This is a genomic window from Pseudomonas sp. 05T35, from assembly GCF_056396605.1.
The window spans coordinates 1-3,658 of the sequence record NZ_JBFTLU010000448.1 but is presented as its reverse complement, the minus strand read 5'-3'; the positions used below and the strand labels follow the sequence as shown (position 1 = coordinate 3,658).

The window sequence follows — 3,658 nt, the reverse complement described above, 5'->3', positions numbered from 1 at the left end:
GCGTTATCGATACCGACTCGGCGAAACGCAGGGCGTGGGGTTTGTCGACTTCGACTTCGGCGTAAAGCACGCTTTGGTTGGCCATGACCAGATCGAGTATCTCCTGGGTCAGGCGTTCGAGCAGGGCGAACCGGTTGCCTTCCACATGGGCGATGATCGCCTTGGTAATGGTGCGGTAATTGAGCGCATGATCGATATCGTTGTCGCGCACGGCGTCTTGGGCTGCATAGAGGATGGTCAGGTTGATCAGCACATCCTGCTTGTTGAGGATTTCGTCCTCGTTGATTCCGATGAAGGTCCGCAGACACAGGTCCTTGACCCGAATGCGGGCCATTCCTGGTTGAAGTTGTGGCATTGCTACTTGCTCCGTCCAATCAATTGCAGGAACTCCTGGCGGGTGTTGCTCGACTCGCGAAAGGCGCCGAGCATCACCGAGGTGTTCATGGTCGAATTCTGTTTCTCGACGCCGCGCATCATCATGCACATGTGCTGGGCCTCGATCACTACCGCAACACCGGCGGCCTGGGTGACGCGCTGCACCGCCTCGGCGATTTCCCGGGTGAGGTTTTCCTGGATCTGCAAACGCCGGGCGAACATGTCGACGATTCGCGCGATCTTCGACAGGCCCAACACCTTGCCGGTGGGAATATAAGCCACATGGGCCTTGCCGATGAAGGGCAGCAGGTGATGTTCGCAGAGCGAGTAGAGCTCGATGTCGTCGACGATCACCATTTCATCGTTGTCAGAGGCGAACAGCGCGCCATTGACGATCTCGTCGACGCTCTGTTCGTAACCATGACACAGGTACTGCATGGCCTTGGCCGCACGCATCGGGGTGTCTTGCAAACCCTCGCGGTCGGGGTCTTCGCCCAGGCCGATCAGGATTTCACGGTAGCTCTGGGACAGGGATAACGTCATGGAACATCCTCGCGGGGGCGGCCTACTTGAGGTGCCGTCCGCCGTTGACGGTCAGGGTCGTGCCGGTGACATAAGGGTTGTCCAGCAAGTAGCGCAAGCTCTGGTAGACAACCTCGCTGCCGGGTTCGATACCCAGCGCGGACTTGGCCAGGGCTTTGGCGCGGTACGCCGCGTTGTCGTCGGGATTAAACAGTAGCAGGGCCGGCGCGATACCGTTGACCTTGATTTTCGGGGCGTATTTCGCGGCGAAGGAAAGGGTCAGGCTGTCGAGCCCGGCTTTAGTGGCGCAATAAGCGATGTGCTTGCTGCTGCCCCTGCGCGTGACATCGTCGCTGATATGCACGATGTCGGCGGGGCTGGAGTGCTGCAGCAAGTCGGCACAATGCAGGTTGATCAAGTAGGGCGCAAGCATGTGCACGCTGAACATCTGGGTGAATGCGGCCACTTCGGTGTCAGGGGTTTCGGCCAGCCAGGCGGAAGCGTTATGCACAATTGCCCGCAAGCTCCGGGTATGGGCTTTCAATTGCGTGATGAACGCCAGGATCCCGGCTTCGCTGGAGAAGTCGGCAAACAGTGCAATCGCGCCAAGGTCGCGCAGTGTTTGCACGCCCGGGCGTTCGCTGCGGTAGCTGATGATCACGCGGTGACCTTCTTCCAGCAGCCGCTGCGCGCAGTGCAGGCCGACACGTTGGCTGGCGCCGGTAATGAGGATCGGAGCTGAGGAAGAGGTCATGGATGGCTCGCATCGCGGGTATGGCAAAACTATACCAGCGACAGCTTGCGCAATGCCTTGAAAAGATCGCAGGTTCCGGCTGCTCCCACAGCCGCACGACCCAATCTCACAGCGAGCCTGCGATCTTTCAGCGATTCTGGGTGGACGGTGCCGCGGGCAATGACCGCCCTGCTGTGTTGTTCAACCAGCCGGTCAGCAGGTGGGTCGACAGCGGAATAAAGACGTAGACCATCAACGGCGTCAAGGCCAGGGTGCTGACGAATACACGAGTCAGCAGGCTCATGTCGCTCAGCAGTGGGCCGAGTACAAAGTTGAACAGTAGCGAGACCGGAAAAAATGCCAGCCAGATCGCCACGGCCTGTTTCCAGCGAGGTGGACGTTGCCCGACCGCACCGAACCAACCGTCGATGCCGCTGACCCGATACTCGGAAGGGTGGGCAAACAACTCGCTGCCGCGTGCCAGCCACGCCGTGCGCGAGGCGGAATGCTCCCAGGCATGCAGAGTCTGCCCATCGGCGAAGCGGAAGATAATCTGGAATTCGTCATCTCCGACCGGCGGGGCGAGCACGCCAGAGCCGAGATAGCCGGGAAAATCGGTGGCCAGTTGTTCGCCTTCGCGCAGCCAGGCGATCAGGTCCTGATAACGCCCGTTGGCAACGCGACGCGCAACCATCAGGGTGACGGGTGAGGTAGACATTGTGTATCTCCGTAGGACAAGCACGCGGTTCCGGGTAGGAGGCGTACAAAACGCAGCACCGGGATAAAGGGCTGCGTTTAAAAACAAGCAAGGATTATTCCTGGTTTTTCAAATGCACTCGACAGATTGTCGGATGTATAGCTCTTGCAATGTAGGAATATGATGAGAGATAAATGGGATCCAATCTGACACGGACGTCCAAGAACTTATGATTACGACGACTGATCCTCCCCAGACCGTGCAATTTTCTCGTCTGGAGAAGCAAGAGCAACTGTTCCCGATCCGTGAAGTGGCGCGCCTGACGGGCGTCAATCCGGTGACCTTGCGCGCCTGGGAGCGGCGCTATGGATTGATCCAGCCAACACGCACCGAAAGTGGGCATCGGCTGTATTCCATGACCGATATTGAACGGGTTCAGAGCATTCTTGGCTGGATCGGACGTGGCGTGGCAGTCAGCAAGGTGGGCAGGATTCTGGCGAAGACCAGCGAGGTCCCGGCGTTGTCGAGCGTCATCCCGGATGAACTGGTTCAGGCCGACTATGCCCAGTGGCAAGCGCAGATCAGCGCGGCAATCTGCAATTTTGACGATGCGGAGTTGGGGCGGATTTACGGTCAGGTATTTTCCACTTATTCATTGACGGTGACGTTCCAGGACATTTTCATGCCGCTGTGGACGCAATTGCTTCAGCATCATGAATTGTTTGGACAAACCAGTGAGTGGGCGATGCTGGATATGTTTCTTCGTGCCAGAGTTCTCCAGCGACTGGCATTGTTACGAGGTGGGCAGCCGTTGCAGGTGATCGTTTCTGCCATTGATTCGCACTGCCATAAGCTTGAGTTGCTATTGACGGCTTTGTATATGGGCAGTACGCAGGTAGGTATCAGGACACTGGCACTGGGGCAACCATTTGATGAGCTGACCCTGGTCTGTGACAGGATCAAACCGCACGCGCTGGTATTGTTTTCCAATCAAGCGCCTGCACCTGACTTCACTCGCCGTCTGAATCGGCTGGCTATGGGCCTGGATTGTCGCCTGATACTGGCTGGAGATTCGGCGGATCTGGCGCAAGAGAGCCTGAGCGGATCGTCGATTGGCTGTATTGGAAGTGAAGGGGGGGTGATGCAGCAGCGTTTGCAGCAGTTTCTCGCGGGAACGCTCGATACCTGAGGCTCAGATGTGCAGCGCGGGATGTGTCAGGCGATGCTGCTGAAGAATGAACTGACGCAGGCGTTCGGTTTCATCCTTGTCGCTTTGGTTGAGCCGATAGGCGTAATAGCCCTGTTCGGTTTCTCGTTCGAAGGTCCCGCGC

The 3,658-nt window shown here is 57.9% G+C and carries 5 protein-coding genes; 1 reads left to right on the top strand and 4 read right to left on the bottom strand.

Annotated elements, in window-relative coordinates; genetic code table 11:
* The 4 genes from folX to AC1DH9_RS24960 all read right to left on the bottom strand — a co-directional run.
* The coding region (folX, locus tag AC1DH9_RS24975; RefSeq protein ID WP_477808972.1) for a dihydroneopterin triphosphate 2'-epimerase at positions 1 to 355 on the bottom strand (355 nt) is incomplete at its 3' end.
* 2 nt (positions 356 to 357) lie between these two features.
* The gene (gene folE / locus AC1DH9_RS24970) at positions 358 to 918 is read right to left on the bottom strand and encodes a GTP cyclohydrolase I FolE (RefSeq protein WP_427544316.1); all 561 of its coding nucleotides are present in this window, start codon (positions 916 to 918) and stop codon (positions 358 to 360) included.
* 22 nt (positions 919 to 940) lie between these two features.
* Entirely contained in the window at positions 941 to 1,651 is a 711-nt protein-coding gene (gene folM, locus AC1DH9_RS24965) for a dihydromonapterin reductase (protein WP_427544313.1), read from the bottom strand.
* A 127-nt stretch (positions 1,652 to 1,778) separates the two neighbouring features.
* Positions 1,779 to 2,348: a putative antibiotic biosynthesis monooxygenase gene (locus tag AC1DH9_RS24960; RefSeq protein ID WP_427544310.1), complete on the bottom strand. Its 570-nt coding sequence runs from the start codon at positions 2,346 to 2,348 to the stop codon at positions 1,779 to 1,781.
* A 208-nt stretch (positions 2,349 to 2,556) separates the two neighbouring features.
* Between AC1DH9_RS24960 and AC1DH9_RS24955 the strand changes: the two genes are divergently transcribed.
* Positions 2,557 to 3,516, top strand: a complete 960-nt coding sequence (locus tag AC1DH9_RS24955; protein ID WP_427544307.1) for a MerR family transcriptional regulator — start codon at positions 2,557 to 2,559, stop codon at positions 3,514 to 3,516.
* Positions 3,517 to 3,658 lie beyond the last annotated feature (142 nt).

Excerpts from the sequence above, each read along its gene's own strand:
- AC1DH9_RS24955 (WP_427544307.1), top strand. The coding sequence starts at position 2,557 with ATGATTACGACGACTGATCCTCCCCAGACCGTGCAATTTTCTCGTCTG.
- folM (WP_427544313.1), bottom strand. The coding sequence starts at position 1,651 with ATGACCTCTTCCTCAGCTCCGATCCTCATTACCGGCGCCAGCCAACGT.
- AC1DH9_RS24960 (WP_427544310.1), bottom strand. The coding sequence starts at position 2,348 with ATGTCTACCTCACCCGTCACCCTGATGGTTGCGCGTCGCGTTGCCAAC.
- folE (WP_427544316.1), bottom strand. The coding sequence starts at position 918 with ATGACGTTATCCCTGTCCCAGAGCTACCGTGAAATCCTGATCGGCCTG.